Annotated in this window: 16 protein-coding genes; 7 read left to right on the top strand and 9 right to left on the bottom strand. The window is 39.6% G+C overall.

Translation table 11 applies throughout. From position 1 onward, the window contains the following. Positions 1-314 precede the first annotated feature (314 nt). The 3 genes from ACP8HG_RS00940 (at position 315) to ACP8HG_RS00930 (ending at position 4294) form a co-directional block, all read left to right on the top strand. Positions 315-1643: a TrkH family potassium uptake protein gene (locus ACP8HG_RS00940; protein ID WP_067206874.1), complete on the top strand. Its 1329-nt coding sequence runs from the start codon at positions 315-317 to the stop codon at positions 1641-1643. Between the two features lie 164 nt (positions 1644-1807). After that, the gene (locus ACP8HG_RS00935) at positions 1808-2518 is read left to right on the top strand and encodes a polysaccharide deacetylase family protein (protein WP_187047811.1); all 711 of its coding nucleotides are present in this window, start codon (positions 1808-1810) and stop codon (positions 2516-2518) included. A gap of 1059 nt (positions 2519-3577) precedes the next feature. Next, entirely contained in the window at positions 3578-4294 is a 717-nt protein-coding gene (locus ACP8HG_RS00930) for a 3-ketoacyl-ACP reductase (protein ID WP_340765670.1), read from the top strand. A 68-nt stretch (positions 4295-4362) separates the two neighbouring features. Here ACP8HG_RS00930 and ACP8HG_RS00925 read toward each other — a convergent pair whose 3' ends face one another. The 5 genes from ACP8HG_RS00925 to ACP8HG_RS00905 form a co-directional block, all read right to left on the bottom strand. Further along, entirely contained in the window at positions 4363-5661 is a 1299-nt protein-coding gene (locus tag ACP8HG_RS00925) for a hemolysin family protein (RefSeq protein WP_340765671.1), read from the bottom strand. Between the two features lie 69 nt (positions 5662-5730). Beyond that, the gene (locus ACP8HG_RS00920) at positions 5731-6087 is read right to left on the bottom strand and encodes a MerR family transcriptional regulator (RefSeq protein ID WP_438298047.1); all 357 of its coding nucleotides are present in this window, start codon (positions 6085-6087) and stop codon (positions 5731-5733) included. Positions 6088-6587: 500 nt separating this feature from the next. After that, positions 6588-8594 (bottom strand): penicillin-binding transpeptidase domain-containing protein, encoded by a 2007-nt coding sequence (locus ACP8HG_RS00915; protein WP_338653175.1) that lies wholly within the window; start codon positions 8592-8594, stop codon positions 6588-6590. A 368-nt stretch (positions 8595-8962) separates the two neighbouring features. Next, a complete protein-coding gene (locus tag ACP8HG_RS00910; RefSeq protein WP_370569972.1) occupies positions 8963-9514 on the bottom strand; it encodes a DUF420 domain-containing protein in 552 nt (183 codons plus the stop codon). A 105-nt stretch (positions 9515-9619) separates the two neighbouring features. Further along, on the bottom strand, positions 9620-10402 hold the full coding sequence (locus ACP8HG_RS00905; protein ID WP_438298046.1) for an ABC transporter ATP-binding protein: 783 nt from the start codon (positions 10400-10402) through the stop codon (positions 9620-9622). A 154-nt stretch (positions 10403-10556) separates the two neighbouring features. On the opposite strand from ACP8HG_RS00905, the gene ACP8HG_RS00900 reads away from it, so the two are divergent. The 4 genes from ACP8HG_RS00900 (at position 10557) to ACP8HG_RS00885 (ending at position 13966) form a co-directional block, all read left to right on the top strand. Further along, a complete protein-coding gene (locus ACP8HG_RS00900; protein ID WP_067206859.1) occupies positions 10557-11462 on the top strand; it encodes an AEC family transporter in 906 nt (301 codons plus the stop codon). Positions 11463-11564: 102 nt separating this feature from the next. Next, the gene (locus ACP8HG_RS00895) at positions 11565-12011 is read left to right on the top strand and encodes a YusW family protein (RefSeq protein ID WP_082786508.1); all 447 of its coding nucleotides are present in this window, start codon (positions 11565-11567) and stop codon (positions 12009-12011) included. Between the two features lie 619 nt (positions 12012-12630). Then, complete coding sequence (pssA, locus tag ACP8HG_RS00890) at positions 12631-13164, top strand: CDP-diacylglycerol--serine O-phosphatidyltransferase (protein WP_067206854.1); 534 nt, start codon at positions 12631-12633, stop codon at positions 13162-13164. 25 nt (positions 13165-13189) lie between these two features. Beyond that, on the top strand, positions 13190-13966 hold the full coding sequence (locus ACP8HG_RS00885; RefSeq protein WP_067206852.1) for a phosphatidylserine decarboxylase: 777 nt from the start codon (positions 13190-13192) through the stop codon (positions 13964-13966). Between the two features lie 67 nt (positions 13967-14033). On the opposite strand, the gene ACP8HG_RS00880 is transcribed toward ACP8HG_RS00885, so the two are convergent. The 4 genes from ACP8HG_RS00880 to ACP8HG_RS00865 form a co-directional block, all read right to left on the bottom strand. Further along, on the bottom strand, positions 14034-15470 hold the full coding sequence (locus ACP8HG_RS00880) for a DEAD/DEAH box helicase (RefSeq protein ID WP_438298045.1): 1437 nt from the start codon (positions 15468-15470) through the stop codon (positions 14034-14036). Positions 15471-15720: 250 nt separating this feature from the next. Further along, a complete protein-coding gene (gene ptsG, locus ACP8HG_RS00875; RefSeq protein WP_354313674.1) occupies positions 15721-17760 on the bottom strand; it encodes a glucose-specific PTS transporter subunit IIBC in 2040 nt (679 codons plus the stop codon). A 379-nt stretch (positions 17761-18139) separates the two neighbouring features. Then, positions 18140-18982, bottom strand: a complete 843-nt coding sequence (gene glcT, locus ACP8HG_RS00870) for a glucose PTS transporter transcription antiterminator GlcT (protein WP_067206843.1) — start codon at positions 18980-18982, stop codon at positions 18140-18142. 402 nt (positions 18983-19384) lie between these two features. Continuing rightward, positions 19385-20359: a quinone oxidoreductase family protein gene (locus ACP8HG_RS00865; protein ID WP_067206840.1), complete on the bottom strand. Its 975-nt coding sequence runs from the start codon at positions 20357-20359 to the stop codon at positions 19385-19387. Positions 20360-20367: the final 8 nt, after the last annotated feature.

Raw genomic sequence — 20367 nt, 5'->3', positions numbered from 1 at the left:
GCACCTTCACTCAATTTATATAGGTATTCGAATGTCCAACTTATATAGTTGTTTATTTCCAAAAAAAGTATCGTAAAAAAGCACCTATTCTGATAATATGTAAGCAACTAAACACTATCAAGCTGACACGCATAAATTTCTATCCGCTGTGTCATTCTCATCTTTTTAGCTCAGATAGTAACAGTCGAATGGAAAATACTACTCTCCATCGAGAGACTGCAATCGGAAAGGTTTACTTTAGTTGGTTAATCACTAGATATCTTTCGACTAGCCCGCAATAAGAATTCCATATTCTATAGGATGGGAGCATGCATATGCACTCAAAGAAACTATATAGACGACACATCTCTCCTCCAGTGGTAATTGCCGGAAATTTCCTCCTACTAATCCTTATCGGCACGTTACTTTTGAAATTGCCGATCGCAACTGAGCGCCCAATCACTTGGATTGATGCACTATTTACAGTGACGTCTGCAACGACAGTGACTGGGCTAATTGTATTCGATCCAGGCTCTACACTTACATTATTTGGAGAAATCGTTTTACTGTCTCTTATTCAATTGGGCGGAATTGGCTTAATGGTATTTGCCGTAGCCATACTTTTATTGCTTGGGCGAAAAGTTGGGATGCAGAACAGAATTTATCTACAAGAATCCTTTAGTTTTCAAACGCTCGGAGGAATGGTGAAATTCGTTCGTCAGATTTTACTTTTTGTTCTGATTGTTGAAGGGATTGCTATTATCATCTTATCGCTCCATTGGGTACCTACCTTTGGGTTACGGGATGGGATTTATTACAGTGTTTTCCATGTCATCTCGGCATTTAATAACGCAGGATTTTCATTATTTCCTGATAACCTTGCTCAATTTGTTAGTGACCCGCTCGTTAATCTTGTTCTTTCTTCATTACTCATCATTGGAGGATTGGGGTTTGTAGTCGTGCTCGATCTTGTCAAAAACAAGTCGTTTGTGCATTGGTCACTTCATACAAAGATGATGATTACTGGAACGATTGCATTAAATTGTGTAGCCACAGTGACAATCTTTGTGCTTGAGTTTAATAATACGCATACAATTGCTGACTTTTCATTGGCCGATAAAGCACTGGCATCTTATTTCCAAGCGGTTTCTCCCCGTACTGCCGGCTTTAATACAATCTCGATTGGTGACATGGAAGATCCTTCTTTGTTATTTACAATGCTCCTCATGTTCATCGGAGGAGGTAGTGCTTCAACTGCATCGGGGATTAAATTAACTACATTTATGATTATTGTCATAGCTACCCTCTCCTATTTTAGATCCATACGCGAACCTCATCTTTTTGGGAGGACGATTAAATTCGACATTATCTTTCGATCATTGGCAATTGCAACGGTTAGTACTATGATCGTTTTTGGTTTTATATTTATATTAACGATTATAGAAACCATCCCGGTATTTCCTCTCGCATTCGAAGTCTTTTCAGCATTCGGGACTGTGGGATTATCAATGGGGGTAACCGAAGACTTTAGTGCTATTGGAAGAGTGCTATTATGTGTGGTGATGTTTTTAGGTCGAATTGGTCCACTGACATTATTCTTTTTACTGCTGAAACCGAAAAAAGAGTCTTTCCGTTATCCTTATGATCAAGTCCAATCTGGATAAAAAATAAATGACTCGAAGTACAAAAAAATAGCCGTATAATCCTTCCTCTTTGACAAATACTATTTGCGAGGACACAAACAACAATGAATCCTCTGCCAAAATAGCAAGGCAAGGAGGAATAATGCGTGAAGTATTGGGGATTAAAAATAGGAATTGTTAGTGTGATGTTTTTTTCAATTGCTTATGTTTCTTTTGCAACAGAGAAAGATAGGCCTTATTACGAGGATAAAGGGTATGTGCTGTGGGATATCAAAACAACAGAGAAAGTCATTGCTCTTACATTTGACGATGGTCCACACCCTACTTATACACCACAAATCTTAAATGTACTTGCTAAATACGATGCGAAGGCAACTTTTTTCGTTATTGGAGAGCACGCTAAAAAATTTCCAGCTATTATCCTTAGAGAAGAAGATGAAGGCCATGAAATAGCTAATCATACGTATACCCACCCCTATTCAAAAACTGCAGAAGTACTAGAAAATGAATTAATAAAAACGAATGAGGTCATTTATGACATTACCGGTACTTATCCAACGTTATATCGGCCCGTAGGTGGAAGTTATAATGATCGTATTATTAATATTGCTGTAGAGAATGGGTTTAAGGTGGTTATGTGGTCATGGCATCAAGATACAAAGGATTGGCAAAGACCAGGGGTAAATAAAATTGTAACAACCGTATTATCAGGTGCTAAACCAGGTGATGTCGTTTTATTTCACGATGCGGGCGGTGATCGCTCCCAAACCGTGCAAGCACTCGAAGAAATTCTACCTGCACTTAAGAAGCAGGGATATGAATTTGTCACGATATCTGAACTTTGGAATAGAAATGGTAGTCAAGTATCAAATCAAAAAGATGATTTATTGAAATGAAGAGCCATATAATTTATCTACGGAGGGCATCATGATGATTTCAAATTTCCCATTGGAAGTATAAAAGAGCTAAATATGTTGAATTAAAGAATCCCACTGAATTTACTGTGGCGCTCAATAAGGTGAGAATTTAAATTCGGAGGCCACTGAAAATGTACGATATCCTTCAATCCCGTTGATTTCCGTTCCGAGCGGACGCTTTCCGCGGGCACGGCTTCAGCCAATCGAACAGCAAAGGGTTCGATTGGCCGTATTTCTGCGTTCTTTGCAGAAATTAAGGCATTCTTGCCCCGTGCTCCCAACGCTAGCGCTTTTGCTCGCAAAAGCCGTTCTTCGTAACGGCTCTTCCTGCGGGGTCTTCAGCTCGTGCAGTTCCCGCCGGAGTCGCCGCTCTTCACTACAATCAACTAGTTCTTACTATAAAAAAGAACTTTTTCAGTGGCCTCTTAATTCGGTGTGTGGATTGTAGAACGTTTGGCGCTTTGGAGATGCCTTTCGCTAGGGTGTTCATTATCGAGAGAAATGTAATTTTGAGATGTATATGCTGAGATTATAAGGTGATGACTAGTTGATACAATTTTTTTCAAGAAAGACGTGCCCCAGCTTGCAGATTTCATCGCAGATAATGAAATGCTCTTTCTCAAATAGACCATCCAGCGAAGGCGCGACTTCGTGGTAGCCGGAGCGATAAGACTGAAAGCGGTCTTCTTTCTGGCTTACCGCGGGAGGCATCCACAAAGCGTCGAAGCGGTATTGGCAGGAATTCTAATTGTGCTAAGTTTCGGGACTTTTTCAGTGGCCGCCCAAAAGCCCTTGTAAAGCGCATACGCCGTATTCATTTGTTCAACATATATATTCAATCATTATTGTTATGAAAGCAGTATAAGCTTGGATAAAACCGATTTTAGGTAACTATTTACGGTTGGCATCTGCTTGTGATGCCACTTTTTTCACACCTCAGTTCCTCAAAAACGTTTCTTATAATCGCCGCGGACACTAATTCGCGCTGCATTTGTTATACTGCTCTATGTAGAAACTTTCATAGAGGGAGTGTTATGTATGCAAATCATAAAAGGTAAAAATGCTATAATTACTGGTGCAGGCAGAGGTATCGGCCGCGCGACAGCCATTGCTTTTGCTCAAGAAGGCATCAATGTAGGACTTATCGGAAAAACAGCCGAAAACCTTGAGAAAGTAGCAAAAGAACTTAGCGAATACGGTGTCGAAGTGACGATGGCAACTGCCGATGTGTCGGATAATGAATCAGTCATTGCTGCAGTCGAACATATCAAATCAGAGCTTGGTCCCATCGATATCCTCATTAACAATGCAGGCATCGGTAAATTCGGCAAGTTCCTTGAACTTTCACCAGAAGAATTCAAAAATATAATCGATGTTAACTTGATGGGCGTCTATTACGTCACACGAGCTGTTCTACCAGAAATGATTGAAAGAGAATCAGGCGACATCATTAATATTTCCTCAACTGCCGGTCAAAAAGGAGCACCAGTTACAAGCGCATACAGTGCATCAAAATTCGGTGTTCTCGGACTTACGGAATCGCTTATGCTTGAAGTGAGAAAACATAATATCCGTGTCAGCGCATTGACACCGAGCACAGTCGCTACAGATTTGGCTTTCAGTGAAAACTTGACAGACGGCAACCCGGATAAAGTGATGCAGCCTGAAGATCTTGCTGAAGTAATGGTTGCACAATTGAAACTGCACCCGCGGATCCTAGTTAAATCTGCTGGTTTATGGTCAACTAACCCTTAAGAGAACTTCAACTAAATTTTTTCAAAACAAAAGGACCTTTTTAGGTCCTTTTGTTTTGAATGAATAGTCTATTCGTTTTTCCGGATTTCTATATAGCGTATTTGATGCCCGTCTAGTTCTTTGATTATAAAAAGAAAGCCGTCTTTCTCAATCACTTCGTCTTCTTCAAGTTCGTAATTCTGCGACAAGCACCATCCGCCAATCATATCCACAGTTTCATTTTCCAATGATGTTCCAAGTAAATCATTAATTTCTTCTATCAATACTTTACCGCTGACGATATAATGGTCTTCTGCAATTCTTGTGATTTCCGCGATCTCATCTGCATCAAATTCATCGTGTATATCCCCGACAATTTCTTCAAGGATGTCTTCGATTGTTACCATTCCAGCCGTACCGCCATATTCATCGATTACAAGCGATAATTGGGACCGTTCGTTTTGCATTCTTTTTAGAACTTCATCAATGGGCAATGTTTCGATTACCACTGGTATCGGATGCAACAAGTCTTTAATAGAGAATGACTCTAAGGCCGAGCGATCTCCGAGTGTAAAGTATAGCAAATCCTTACTGTTGATAAAACCTATGATATTATCTATATCCCCCTCGTAAATGGGATAACGAGTATATCTTTCCTCTTGGATTGTATATGCTACTTCATCGAAAGAAACATCCGAGGAGAACGTTACCATTTCAGTCCGTGGCACCATAATCTCTTTTGCAATTCGGTTGTCAAATTCGAACATTTTGTTAACATAGTTCAGTTCGGACTGGTTAATTTCTCCGCTTTTAAAACTGTCTGACAAAATGAGCCGTAACTCTTCTTCAGTATGAGCAACTTCGTGTTCCGATGCTGATTTAAAGCCGAATAGACCTATAAGCAAACGAGCTGATCCATTCAACACAAAGATAAAGGGAAACATTAATTTATAGAACCACATTATTGGTTTAGAAAAAAGCAATGTCAATGCTTCTGCTTTTTGGATTGCTATTGTCTTCGGAGCAAGTTCCCCCACTACAACGTGTAGGAAAGTGATGAAGACAAAGGCGATTACAAAGGAAAGTATCTGGGAAACAGATGGATCTACATCGAATTTTTCGAATAGTGGATGTAGCATTGTCTCGACTGTTGGTTCCCCAAGCCAACCAAGCCCTAAAGCAGTAATTGTAATTCCTAATTGGCAGGCAGAGAGGTACTCGTCCAAATGAGTGGTGACGTGCTTTGCAGATATCGCACCTTTTCTTCCTTCCGCAACTAGCTGATCAATTTTTGTACTTCTAACTTTCACTAATGCAAATTCTGTTGCTACAAAGAAAGCTGTTAAAGCAATTAGTACTGCGACTAATACTAAATTTAATATTTCCACTATGTCAACCTTACATCAAGCAAGGCCTCCACCTCCTGAAATGATTGTCTGCTACTTTCGCGTGTAAAATTAGACAAGTAATTGTAATAAAGCTTGTATTGCTGGCAGAGTGTCATGGGTGATGCTCTCCTTAATTGAAGAGTTTTCCCGTTCAGCTCTTTTTAATAAAACCAAAAGTTCCTGAAGATTACTTTTTACTAAGAGTGCTTTCTCCAGCACCTGCTCACTAGTATCAGGAAACGCCAGCTTCTCATTAATTTCTTCAAGTGAGAAACCTTTTCCCTTTAAATGTGAAATCTTATCTAACTGCTCAACATCAGAAAGTTCAAAAAGCCGATAGCCAGTATCGGAACGTGATGGTTTTAAAAGATTCAAGTTTGTATAATAATCGATTGTCCGTTTAGATACTCCTGCAATGTCGGCCAATTCCCCAATTCTTAGTTTATCCTTCCCAATAGGCTCGCCTCCAAACTATCACGTGATACTTTTATTTTACCATTTTTATGAAACAACAAACAAATATTGAACTAACTATTTTCTACACTTTCAAAAATTTGTTCATAGAATTGTACTAAATCGCGCTCCTAATATAATAGTTAAAACATGATTGGCTAAAATCAAGCTATATCACCTGACAATCTAGAAATCGAGCAAGCCATCACTTTAATCGATAAAATAAGGATTTTTGTAACTATATAGGTTGAAATAAAGAATCCTACCAACAACACTTGGCGCTATGGGATGCCTCCCACAATAAGCCGGACAGAAAATCACTTTCAGTCTTATTGCTTCGTCTACCCCAGTAGATGCCTTCGCTGGAGATTATATAGAATCATTCGTTCAACATATATACTATGAAAAGCATCGTTCGCTGTACTTGCGTTTTTTCAGTGAACTAGACACCCAAACCATGCTTGCACAAGCTATTAGTTCCCCATGACTTGTGCAACCTTTTTTACTACATAGCTGCTTCCACCTTTATCCTCTATACTTTCAATCATCATCGCCAAAATATAAGACGTTTCATCTGTTTGATACCCGACGAAGAATCCATTTTCCTTGCCGCCCTTTTCCTGTGATGACTTTAATTCTGTAGTGCCTGTCTTCCCAGAAAGTTTAACAGAAGGGATATTTGCATCTTTAGCAGAACCATTTACCACTACTTCACGTAAGTCTGCCCGAAGGATTGCAGCGTTGTCAGCTGAAATTAGCCCCTCTACCCATACTTCACCTTTTGGTTCATCTTCGAATAAAACCATCTTGAACATCTTTCCGTCATTTAGGATTGGAGCATAACTCGAAGCTAAGTGAGCGATGTTCATTAACATTTGACCTTGTCCATAAGAGGTATCCACAAGTTGTGCTTCTGTCCCGATTGTTCCGTCATTCGATATTTGAGAAGTTCGGAGTGGATAACTAAAGGGAATATCTGCTCCAAAACCGAATCTTTTTAGACCTTCAGTTAGGGTATCTTTCCCCATTTCGAGTGCTTCCTTTGCAAAATAGATATTATCCGAGTAAGCAAGTGCTTTTTTTAAGTCGATTGGATTCGGTGGAGTATAAACTCTTGTGACACCAAAATTGCCCCATGATTCATCTTTTTTCCACCTCTTCCCTTCAATTGTATACCCTTTACTAGGATCAATCGTTCCTGCCTCTAATCCAATTGCCGCTGTAATCGGTTTTATTGCCGACCCAGGAGCATATGTCGCTGCGAATCGATTTAATAGTGGTTGTAAAGGATCATCAGTCAATTCTTGGTAGCGTGATGAACCCACGCCAATCATAAATTCATTTGGATCGAAAGCTGGTGAACTTGTCAACACAAGCATTTCTCCCGTTTTGGGATCCACTGCTGCCGCTGTTCCTACCTCACCATTCATCGCATTAAATGTCCTCTGCTGAAGTTCCGCATCGATTGTTAATGTGACTGAATTACCATCTGCCGCAGTTTTCTCAGCTATCGTAATTCTCTCTGCTTCTTGTTTCGTTTTCTCAATATATATTCGAATCCCGTCCTGACCACGGAGCTGTTCTTCAAGTAGCTGTTCCAGTCCACGTTTACCGATAGAATCGTTTTCTCCATACCCCTGAGCTTTGACTTTCTCTAACTCGTCAGCATTAATACGACTGATATAGCCCGTAAGATGTGAGAGTGACTCGCCATATGGATATTCTCGCATTTCTACTTGTGTATAGGTAACCCCTGGCACTTCAATCATTTTTTCTATAATCATATCTTGGGTTGATGCCACTTTTTTAATAGGAACAAATTGATCTGGCTTGACCCAACTTTGAGTGAGTTGTTTGTTAATAAATTCCGGCGTTACGCTAAGTATTGTTGCGAGTTTTTCTGCATCTCTTTCTTCATTGAACTTTTCTGGTACGATTCCTGCTTCGTAGCCTTTTCCGTTTATAGCCAAAGGCAGTGCATTACGATCAAAGATTTCACCGCGCTTTGAAGAAATAGTAGAAATGCCTACTTTATCTGCCTTCGTTAAATCTGGGAGAATGAAAGATGGATCCCATTCGACAAACCAATTTTCATCTTCACTTGATTTACTATATGTCATAATTACTTTTTTCTCGAACTCCACTGGTCCTGCAACGGTTTCCATTGTTATATGTACAGGAAACTCCGGTTGATCCTCAGGTTTATAGTTCTTATCTTCATCCGACTTAGTAAAAACAACTTTTACATCAGTGATAGTTAAATCTTTATAAAGCTTCGTCGTTCGGTCAATATATTCACTTGAACCAAAAGCATCTTTTGAAGCTTCACTTACATATTCATCATACATTTTTGTAAACTCAGCATCGTTCCATAATTTGATATAAGCCGAAAGCCTATCTTCGGGCGTTTCCTTTTTTGAACATGCTGCGAGAATAGCAATAACGATAAGAAAAATACCGATGTATCTCCATTTTTTCATATGTATGACCTCTTTCATTTGTATTTACACTGAAAAACCATTTGTGAATAATTGGATTTAATTACTTCCCTTAGTTTCAAGGCATTTCTTAAGGCATTACTCAAAACCCTCCTTTTTATCAAAGGCATCCTTCATCATAAAAAGAACGCTCTACTATCAGTACGTTTAATTATACAGAAGGTTCCATTAATTCAAAATAAAAGACCTTTAAATTACACTTTCAAAATTCACTCCCCTGTATTTCAATTCCACTGACTAAATTTCCACATAAAAAAAACACCACCAAAAGGCAGTGCTAATTCATGTGCTACTATGATGTTAATTTAAGTGTGTTTGTCCATACATTTATACTAACTCCAGCAACTCACTCAATAATAAGGTGAAATCAGTATATACACCAAAACACCTGTAAAGCTGACGTATAACCAAATCGGCATTGTCCATCGCGCAATTTTCTTATGACGCTCATTCTCCATATTCCATGCGCGAGCTACACTCGTCAGTGCAAGCGGGACGATAGCTGCTGCAAGAATAATATGTGTAATTAGAATGAAGTAATAGAATCCAGCCATAAAGCCTTCTCCACCGTAGGGCGTGGATGGTGCTAGATAATGGTAAGAGACATACGTAATTAGGAAGAGAAATGTAGTAACAAACGCCGCGTAGATAAAACGGCGATGAACAGTGATATTCCTTTTAAGAATAGCGATAAGAGCACACACCAGGAATACAAATGTAAAACTGTTGAAAATTGCATTCATCAAAGGAAGGATTGTTAGATCGAATGCATCAAAATCTTTAACTCCTCGCATTCCAGACAAAACGCCAATTGCACCGATGAGTATAACAGAAAGTGCAATAATCCATGGTTTATAATTACGTTTTTTAAACGTTTTTGCAGATTTTTCATTCTTCATCATAAAAATCATTCACTCCATTACTAATTAGATGAAACGCTATCCTATAATTGTATAGCAAGAAGCAAATCAATGCCTTATCAAAGAGTACTTTTTTGTGAACGAATACTAGCTCCTTATTTCCAACCATGGCCTACTTTCCCTCCAATGCACATGGACGGGAATTCCAAATGTGTCACTTAGCAACTCATCGCTAACTACTTGTTCTTTGGGTCCTGCGGCGATGACTTTTCCATCCTTCAGAAGGAGAACATGTGATATCCCTTGGACAAGCTCTTCGATATGGTGGGTTACATAAACGATATGACATTCATCCTTCATAATTCCATCCAGTGATTGGAGGAACCGCTCACGCGAAAGAATATCCAATCCAGAGCATGGTTCGTCCAACACAAGCATTTTAGGCTCACTCATTAACGCACGGGCGATGATGACTTTTCTCTTTTCCCCTTCTGAGAGTAGCCGATAGGGCTTTCCCTTCAAATACGTCAACTGCAGGCTCTCGAGTAAAGAATCCGCTTTCTCCCATTCTTCTTTTTTCACTTGCTCATAAATACCGAAACTAGCAAACTTTCCACTTACTACGACTCTTTCAATCTTTTCATTATTGAAATATTCGGCAAAGCGCTCCAATGAACTACTGACAAAACCTATTTCTTTACGGAGTTCCGGCAAATTGGTCTTCCCAAACAGATTGCCCAGTACGCTAACTTCGCCAGTTGAAGGGAAATGGAATCCAGACATGATACTAAGTAGGGAAGTTTTCCCTGATCCATTCAAACCAAGTATTCCCCAATGTTCATTTTGATGGACGGACCAATTAATGGCCTGCAAGATTACCTTGTCCCCCTTACTGAATGACACTTCCTTGAATGAAACAATTTCATTCACACTAAAAACCTCCTTTTTTTACAGCAAAATGCACCGTGCAGATAATGTAAATCTACTGGACTTCGCTACATTACTTTGTTTGTCTATCATTATAGTTGACTAGTCCAGATTCTGCTATGCTAGTAGCAGGTCAAAACGTTGGAGCTGAACCCTAATGAATTTACTATTAATTATTTTACCAGTATTTATCATCTTCTCAATTGGCTACATAGGACAAAAATTTATAGGCTTTGATATTAAATCAATTTCAACAGCGGCCCTTTATTTAATGTCTCCCTTTTTAGCATTCCGCACGTTTTACACAAATGAGTTGACGATGGACTATTTCTATATTGTGTTATTTAGTTTACTCCTGACAACTATCCTGCTAATTGTTGTATGGATTACGGCAATTAGTATGAAGGCAACACGGTCAGAACTATCAGCAATGATTCTTGGCGGGGTATTTATGAATAGCGGGAACTACGGAGCTCCGGTAGTACTGTTTGCATTCGGAGCAGTCGGATTTGACTATGCCGTTATTATGATGGTATTTCAATCGTTACTAATGAATACCGTCGGCATCTTCTTTGCAGCGATGGGTGGAGAAGAAAAATCTACATTACGCCAGTCCGCACAGCGGGTAATCCGTATGCCACTCATGTATGCCGCCTTTTTAGGAATAGGACTCCAGCTAGTTTCAGTGCCCATTCCAAACGCAGTCATGGATGCCGTTAGCCTCATTGCTGATGCATCTATTCCGACTGTGATGCTCGTACTCGGTATGCAGCTTGCGGCCATTTCGCGAAAAAGAGTCGCTTACCGCTATGTTTCTGCCGTCAGTATTATCAGAATGGTAGCCTCTCCGTTGATCGCAGTCGGAATTTTGCATTTCATGCCCGTCAATGACCTTCTAAAAGCGGTCGTTATTGTACAAGCATCCATGCCGGCAGCGGCAAATACAACGATGCTTGCATTACAGTTTGGGACAGAACCTGATCTTGTATCGTTTACAACATTTTTCACAACACTAATCAGCATTATCACTATTCCAGTCATACTGTTCTTCTTAGGTGTTTAATACTGACACGTGATTGGAAACAGATTTATCGTCTCTATCCGTATAACTCCCCCCTACTCCGGTTAGATTGACAGTAGTCTACTTTAGATAAGGCCGGAAAGGATGACCGAGTTGAATATGATGCGTTTAATTTTACGAATCGCGATGTTTTCTACACTAATACTGATTGTCGGTTGTAGCAATAAGAACCTAGTAACAGAATCCGATTCACCCAAAGAGCCGCTTGGTGAGACATACGGCTTCACGGCTTTTGATGTAGCAATTGATACAAAAGAAATCAAACAAGCAGTCACCGCCAATTATGATGAAAAACGTGATAAAACAGAGGCAACATACGAAAATCAACTAGAGGACCTCTACTTGCATGGCAATAAAGCCATGGAAAAGCTTAATACAATCTTCGAGGAACTCTCGCTTGAACCAGACATGGATGACGAAGATATCATCAAGCAAGCATCAGAAGCATTCGAAGTGATTGATTATACAACGTTAAAATTGACAGTGAAGTTTAAAGGCCACGATATAAAAAAATTAATGATGTCGAAATAGTCCCTCTGAATAACAGTAACGCCCCTATCAGCAATTGATTGGGGCTTTTTTTGTTGCAATCATTAGCTCTACTTTTTGCGCGTTTACACTTCTTTTAAAAAGAATCCTCAAGACATTCATGATGCATCGAGTTTTTTGCCAAAACATTTTGGGAAAATCAAAGATCTTGATTTCAGCTTACATTAGACAAAGCAGCTATGATTTTTTAAAGTGTAGGGGATAGTAGATGGTCAGTTCCCCCCCTGCTTATCTCTGAATAAGCTATTGTCCACTGAAGTTATTCCTATGGCTAATCATATAGGAGTAGCGCCACCACTTAGCTTGTTTGAAAGCTTTTGTTCATGTAGCAAGAAACCCCTACTTCAATAACGGTTTATTATAAGTAACACGAGATCCAAGAGATTGAAAGAGAGCAAAACGGCTGACATTCACACTTTAAATTGCACAGTATTCATTATTCAAGTATAATATAAGATTACCGGTTACATACTTTATTTTAATTCGTCTTTAATTTCACAGTTTTAACCATAGAAATCATGGTATCATTGTATTTTCGGGTAGTTGAAATCATGGCTATTAATTAATCGAAAATCGTATGTACACTATTAGGAGGTGTTTTATGATTTCACCTGATTATGTTGAACAATCCAAAGTGAAAGCGCAGTTAGCAAATGCAATTACATTGATGAACTTATGTTTCGGCGTTATTGCTATTATTCTTATTATAAAAGGCTTAGGTCATATGAGTTTACTTTTCATCTTCCTTGCCGCATTATTTGATCGTTTCGATGGAATGGTCGCGAGACATTATAATGCAGAATCGCTTTTTGGTAAAGAGCTTGATTCATTATGTGATTTAGTTTCATTCGGATTAGCACCCGCATTATTGATTTACGAAACAACACTTTATTCGACGCCTTGGCTTGGAATCATTGCTACCGTTTTTTATGTCTTAGCCGGTGCAGTTCGTCTCGCTCGTTACAATGCATCTGAATTTGATGGTGCATTTTATGGTGTTCCTATTACGGTAGCAGGGGTTGTCATGACACTAAGCTTTTTCCTTGTTCCATATGTGGGTCCATTATTTTTCGTTATATTGATGTTGATTATGTCAGTATTGATGATTAGCAACATTCGTATTGCGAAAGTGTAAATGAATCGTTCGGAGGATAAATTAAATGAAAAAAGCACTTTTTAAATCTTTTGTTGAGCTCACGGGGAATCCAGTTTCTTCTGCTCTCTTAAAATCATTTACAAGTTCACGATTTAGCCGGCCGTTCATTCAGCCATTCAGCAATGCTTATCGCATTAATAATGACGAAATGGAACACCCAATCTCACACTATAAAAGTCTACAAGCCCTCTTCACACGCCAGCTAAAAGAAGGTATTCGTCAAGTGGATCCTTCGCCCAATGCCCTCACTTCACCAGTGGATGGTGTTGCAAGTGGAGTTGGGAAAATAGCTACCGACCAATCTTTTCTGATAAAAGGCCATCAGTATAAGATAAACGAAATTATGGGTACCTCTGAAAAAGCAGCTGCTTATAAAGATGGCACGTATTATATCTTTTACCTGTCACCTAGCCATTATCATCACTTCCACTATCCTGTTACAGGAAGTTTGGTTTCACGCTACGCTCTTGGCGGCGTTTCTTATCCAGTGAATAGTTTAGGATTACGTCTTGGACAGAGCCCCTTCTCCACGAATCATCGCCTCATTTCAGAAGTAATGACAGATTTCGGAAAAGTGGCCATAATAAAAGTTGGAGCTTTAAATGTGAATAGCATACAGCTTCACAATTCATCAAAAGAATGCATTAAAGGAAATGATTTTGGTTATTTCAGTTTTGGATCTACAGTTATTCTGTTTATAGAAAATAATCCGGACTTCATTCCGACTATTGAGTTGAACAGTGAAGTGCAAGTGGGACAAGCAGTTGGTAAATGGACTTAGTAGTATATAAAAAGCAATCCTTGTTCAGTGAATATACTGATCAAGGATTGCTTTTTTATATCGAGATTTATTTATTCGCTTTATGCACTTTCAATAACTTCCCTTTAACTGTTGTCGTTTTCATTTCATTCAACACCAGCTTACCTTTGCCATTCAGTATATCAATATAGGTCACAGTGTCCTGGATTTTAATGATTCCGATGTCTTCTGCAGATACGCCAGGAATATTTGTAATTGTACCGACAAAGTCAACCGCGCGAAGCTTTTTCTTTTTACCACCGTTAAAATAGAGCTTCATAATATCTTTATTTACTAGTTCATTTTTGTTCTTTTTCAATTCAGGAAGGCTTTCTATTTTCTCTGTAAATGCGCCCATTGCTACTACAACTGCCTGTTTGGATGGAGCACTGCGTTGTTGAATTTCAAATCCAATGTACGCTTCAATCTCATCAAGGAAGTGATTTTCATTAGGCGTAACGAAAGAAATCGCTTTCCCTCTCTTACCAGCCCGTCCAGTTCTCCCTACTCTATGTACATAGCTTTCAGTTTCCACAGGGAGATCATAGTTAATTACATGCGTAATGCTGTCGATATCAATACCACGTGCAGCAACATCTGTGGCAACTAGGTAACGGAATTCGCCACGCTTGAATTCATCCATGACAGAGAAACGGTCTTCCTGCATCATGCCGCCATGGAGTTTGTCGCAAGTATAGTGGAGTTTTTCAAGCTGTTCAGTAACACTATCCACTTGATCTTTTGTCCGGCAAAAAATGATGCAGCTATCTGGATTTTCAACAACGGTCACATCACGCAGCAGGTCAAATTTCTGTGGATCCCTTACGATAATAAGTGAGTGGTCAATTTGATCCGTCAATGTAACAGTAGAAGCTATCTCAATATTTTTCGGGTTCTTCATATATTTACTGCTTAGTTTGCCTATCTTTTCTGGAAGTGTTGCTGAGAAAAGCATAGTCGTTCTATTTTTCGGTAATTTATTAATAATCGATTCGACTTGGTCAATAAAGCCCATATTTAGCATTTCATCAGCTTCATCTAGCACCAGATATTCAATTCGATCAAGCACAAGTGAACCTCGCTCAATATGATCGAATACACGCCCTGGTGTCCCGACAACTACGTGGCATTTTTGCTTCAGTTCTTCTTTTTGATAGGCATATGGTGATTTCCCGTAAACAGCGGCAGCTTTAATACGCTTAAAACGGCCAATGTTTGTAATGTCTTCTTTGACCTGATCTGCGAGTTCACGCGTCGGTGTTAAAATTAGCGCCTGTGGTTTGTTCTCGTCCCAGTCAACCATTTCACAGATGGGAATTCCAAAAGCCGCTGTCTTCCCGCTACCCGTCTGTGATTTGACAACTAAATCGTTTTTAGTAAGTGCCGCAGGAATTACTTTCTCCTGCACTTCTGTTGGTGAAGAATACCCAAGCCCGTCTAGCGCCCGTGTAATCTCCTTGCTTAAGTTGTAATCTTGAAATGTCATTGTTAATCAGCCTCTCATTCTAAGTGTATTATCTCACAAACAGGGGCCATTCGTCAGTTAAGGAAGTCTTCTGACACTAATTATAAGGGTGAAATACAAAAAAGAAAGAAATCAGCTATTTTATACATGGCTGATTTCTCTCTAAAGGGGCCTGACACTTAGTATTTACAGGTAAGAAAGTATAAGTTTTCCGACTTAGAATAGTGTCTAGCTTCAGACGCTCGGTTCTAGAAGGCGCCTTCCGCTTTTCTTACTTTTCAATCGTCACAATGTTGTCTTCTTCTAATTCAACAGTACCTGACTTATTAATAACGACTGATTCACCCTCAAATAGATTAGTGAAGATAATCGGAGTAATGATTGAAGTCGCATGCTCCTTAATATAATCAACATCGAATCTCAACAAAGGTTGTCCTTTTTTAACTTGATCACCTTGTGCAACTAAAGCTTCGAAACCTTTACCATCTAATTTGACCGTATCAATTCCAACATGAATTAAAATTTCTCTTCCTGAATCAGCTTGAATTCCTAATGCATGTTTTGTCGGGAAGAAAGTAACGATTGTCCCATCTACTGGTGAAACAACAATACCTTCAGATGGCACAATCGCAAAACCGTCGCCCATCATTTTTTCGGCAAACACAGCATCAGGTACTTCTGAAAGTGGCTTAATCTCGCCTTGTATCGGTGAAATAAATACATCTGTCGTTTGATTCGTTGTAACTTTACTTACAGCTTGGACAGGTTGTTCAACCACCTCAGTACGAGGTCGTTTTCCACTGATTACATCTTGAATTTGGCCTTTAATAATTTCAGAACGTGGGCCGAATATTGCTTGAATGTTATTACCAACTTCAAGTACGCCCGCCGCACCTAACTTTTTCAAGTCTTTTTTGTTAACGGCTTGAACATCGATAACAGATACACGAAGCCTTGTAATACAAGCATCTAACTGGCTGATATTCTTTTGACCACCCATTGCTTCAAGAATATTGTAAGCAAGATCAGTGTTGCCCTTTGGACCAGTTTTCGCTTCTTCTGTATCTTCATCATCTGCTTCACGTCCCGGTGTCATTAGATTAAACTTACTAATCATAAAGCGGAACAAGAAGTAATAGATCACTGCAAAAACAAGGCCGAGTAATACGGCAATCCACCATGACTCTTTGCCCGGTAAAATACCGAAGAGGAAGAAGTCAATGGCTCCACCTGAGAAGGTGTAACCGATATGAACTTCCAAAAATGTCATCAATACAAATGATAAACCATCTAAAACAGCATGGAGTAAGAAAAGTATAGGCGACAGGAATAAAAATGAAAATTCAAGTGGTTCGGTTATCCCTGTTAAGAATGATGTTAAAGCACCTGATGCTAATAGTCCTGCAACTAATTTTTTCTTTTCTGGTCGCGCTGCATGATACATCGCGAGCGCTGCTGCCGGCAAACCAAACATCATAATTGGAAATTCTCCACCCATGAAGTTACCAGCTGTAAGTTGTACACCATCTTTTAATTGTGCAAAGAAGATTGTCATATCACCACGAACAACTGAACCAGCCGCCGTCGTATATGTACCAAATTCATACCAGAATGGTGCATGGAAAATATGGTGCAATCCAAACGGTATTAGCAAACGTTTGATAAATCCAAAGAAGAATACGGCGATATATGTACCTTCATCGAGTAACCAAAGTGATGCACTATTCATTCCGGCTTGAACTGTTGGCCAAATAACAATCAATAGTAATCCAGCTACGAAAGCCGCACCAGCTGTAGCAATTGGAACGAACCTTTTCCCTGCAAAGAACCCAAGGAAAGAAGGCATTTCAATATCATGAAACTTGTTGTAACAAAACGCTGCTATCAAACCTACAATAATCCCGCCGAAAACTCCGGTTTGTAACGTTGGAATTCCGAAAACGAGTGCATAGGCTGGATTATCAGCAAGCATGTCTGGTGTAATCCCGAGCCATGAACTCATTACTTGATTCAATACGAGGTAACCAACAAGTGCCGCAAGTGCTGCAGCGCCGTCTTTTGCTAACCCAATCGCGACACCAATTGCAAAGATAAGCGGTAAGTTATCAAAAATAATTCCCCCCGCATCTTCCATTACTGTTGCTGTCAACTGGATCCAATCTGCTGATAAAAATGGCAGATAGTTAAGCATTGTTTCTTGCTGGGCAGCATTACCTATACCAAGCAATAAACCTGCTGCTGGAAGTAGGGCTACTGGAAGCATTAAAGCTTGTCCAACTTTTTGTAAAACACCAAAAGTTTTTTTAAACACTGTATAACCTCCTAAATCTTTAATAAGTCATCGGGGTTTTTCAACTATATAGGTTGACATAAAAAAATCCATTGAATTCGCTACGGCGCTTGGGGATGCCTTCGCTTAGTTTAATAGCTATTCATATGTTCAACATATATACATACAAAAAAGACATGAGAAAAAAGGAAATTGAAATAAGCCTAAGAGTTGCCCCCAAAACTATCATCAATCATCTTTTCACTCATGCCTGATCGTATCAGTAACACGTACGAAGATAATATTTTTATAAATTATGTCTGACGCCAATTGTATTACCCAATGACTTTATATATTAACCCTATCATAGTTATTAGAACCTTGCAAATAGATTTATTTGACCTGCAACAGATTACGATCTTTATTCCATTTTTGCTTGAATCCGTTGGAGATGTAGTGTTAAGTAAACCGCTTCAGCTTCATAGATCTCTTTTTGTAAGGTCTGTTGCATTACTTTAATCAGCTTCCAAGCTAGATTGTAACAAATTGGATACTCGTTTTTTAACAACCCTGTGATTTTTTCCGGCTCAGCAATCTTGTCTCCACGCACCACCCGCTCAATTGCAAAACGAAGATGGCGGATTAAACGAATATAGTCAATGCTAGTTTTATCAATAATTATGTCCAATTGCTCTTCAATCATTGTGACAAGTCGAACAATTAAATCTGAATGTCTCGTTAATTCACGCACATTTTTATTTACAAGGGCACTGTGAATATGTAAGGCAATGAAACCAATTTCACCTTCTGGGAGCGCGACAGATAGCTGTTCATTGACCATCGCTGTCACTTCAGCAGCAATTTTATACTCATCAGGATAAAGTGCCTTTGTCTCCAGTAAAAAAGGATTCCGAATTACCATTCCCCGTCTCATCCGATTAACCGCAAAGAATAAATGGTCTGTCAGCGCTATGTGGATATGTTCATTTAGCGGCATGCCAGCCCGTTCCCGAATAATTTCGACTGCTGAAATAAGCACTTTTAATGTCTTTTCATCAAGAGTGGAAATAAGCTGTTTGTACTGCTCCTGCTCTTCAGGATCATTCAATACAAATAATTTCTCAACTTCCTCTCGAATAATCGACTCTCCAGACTTTTTACCAAAGCCAATGCCCCGACCAATTAAAACGACTTCATTTCCATTCACATCAGTAGCAATAAGTACATTATTATTCAACGCTTTCTTGATCAGGTACGTTTTCATCCATCTATCCCCATTATCTTTTCTTGACTCTATTCTAGCACTAATCTCAATTGAATAGGTGCCTGTTATGCTCACCATGAATGTACTTATGACCGCCATTGGGCTGTTTATGACCGGCACGAAGCGTATTATGACCGCCTTACGTCACTCATGCAAATAAGTTTTAATACATTTTCTTTACATATAGAAACACCACGAGTAGGAAATCTTTATCAATCTCTCAACTACCTATTTATTGAACATATGACTACATGTAAAAACTTAGCGAAGGCGTCTTAAAAGGGGTAGCCGACGCCATAAGACTGATAGCCGCGCAGCGTCAGGCTTATGGCGGAAGGCATCCCCGAGCGCCGCAGCGGAGTTGAGGGGTATTTTTTCTCAACTCTCTAATTACCACTATTATTAAGGAATCAAAACAAGTTTCCCCATCGTTTTTCTCCCCTGCATCAATCGATGTACATCCGCCGCTTCTTCCAGTCTGTACGTGCCGCCAATCGTCAATGCTAAATCGCCGCTCTCAATAAACCCAAGCAATTCCTTGAAACTAGCTTGATACATATCATAATTATTCATAATTTGTGGCAGGAAAAATCCAATGACAGATTGATTGCGGCGCATCAATTCTCCAGCCAGCAGTGGTGAGGATTCACCGCTTGCCGCACCAAATACAACCACACGTCCGAATGGTGCAAGGCATTTCAACGTCTTGCGGAAAATATCGCCACCGACCATTTCAAGTGCTAGATCCACGCCTTTACCATTGGTTAGTTCACGGACCTTTAATTCCCAACCTTCTTCTGTATAGTTAACAACATGATCGGCACCCATTTCTTTTGCATGCACCAATTTTTCATCACTGCTTGCAGTAGCAATAATCTTGCCTGCTCCAAATATTTTCGCAAGTTGAACTGCAATTGCACCGACCCCACCTGCTGCTGCATGAACGAGAACGGTTTCTCCTTTTTCAAGCCGTCCCATTGTCTTTAAAATATGGTATGCCGTTTGCCCTTGCAGGGGTAGCGCGACTGCCTCAACAAAATCAACGCCGTCAGGAATAGGGGCAAGTGCCATCTCATGAAGATTCACATACTCCGCATAACCCGCCGATTCAATTAAAGACACGACGCGCATACCAGATTTATAACGTTTAACGTCTTTCCCTACTTCAGTAATAACGCCTGCAACTTCAGCACCAGGCATAAACGGCAGCGGAGTCGGCACAACGTATTTCCCTTCACGACGCGCGATATCCGCATAATTCACACCAATCGCCTTCACTTCAACCAGCACTTCTTGATCGCCAATTGTTGGTTTATCGATATCGACTAGTTCCAACACGTTCGGACCTCCATACTGTTCAAATCGAATTGCTTTCATCTTCAAAA

Origin of the sequence: Sporosarcina sp. FA15 (assembly GCF_051550195.1) — a bacterium.
Lineage (GTDB): Bacteria > Bacillota > Bacilli > Bacillales_A > Planococcaceae > Sporosarcina > Sporosarcina psychrophila.
The sequence above is the reverse complement of the archived record's forward strand: the minus strand, read 5'-3'. Positions and strand labels throughout refer to the sequence as shown.